The sequence below is a fragment of the Methanoculleus taiwanensis genome, from assembly GCF_004102725.1.
GTDB lineage: Archaea > Halobacteriota > Methanomicrobia > Methanomicrobiales > Methanoculleaceae > Methanoculleus_A > Methanoculleus_A taiwanensis.
The window spans coordinates 1-625 of sequence record NZ_LHQS01000011.1; the positions used below are offsets into that span (position 1 = coordinate 1).

General features: G+C 63.7%; 1 protein-coding gene. It reads right to left on the bottom strand.

The features are described 5' to 3' along the window. Positions 1-58: 58 nt before the first annotated feature. A partial coding sequence (locus ABH15_RS13740) for a hypothetical protein (RefSeq protein WP_206633461.1) occupies positions 59-625 on the bottom strand: 567 nt, incomplete at its 5' end.

The following is a 625-nucleotide window of genomic DNA, read 5'->3' on the forward strand; positions in this document are numbered from 1 at the left end:
GATCCGCCGCTCTTTTTTCGTGACTATTTCCGGTTTTACAGCAGCCTGCTCAATTCTTTCAGTGCAACTGCTCGTACCCGGGGATTGCAAGCACGTGCTTTGCGAGGTACATCGCATCGTGGAGTGAGAGCTCGCTATCGCCCGAGACCTCGCCGACGCTCTCCGTCATCGGGTAGCCCTCCATCCCGAGCGTGTGCCGGGCGGTGTAGACGGCGTCGTAGAGCGAAACCCGGTTATCCTCGTTGGCGTCGCCGTTTTTCACGACCGTGAGCGGGATCGTGACGGTCGTGTTGCTGGCGCCGTCCGTATTCGTCGCGTTCACGACCAGGTTGACCGGCTGGTAGGCGCCGTCTGCGAAGGGTGAGGCGATGGTGGCGGCCGTGCTCGCCGTCCGGGTGCCGTCCCCGGCGTCGGTCATCGCTGCCGCCGTAGACCCGCCGATCGCCATGAGGTTCACCGTCACTGAAGCGACATTCGCACCGGTCACTGTTACGGAGAGCACGGTCGTCTCACCCGTTCCGGGAGAACCGTCGGTGTCGGTTGGGATGACGGCGGGCATCGCCACAGGGCCGGTGACGAGGGGTGCGGCGGCAAGGGTGACAGTGATGTAGTTGGTCTGTGTCCG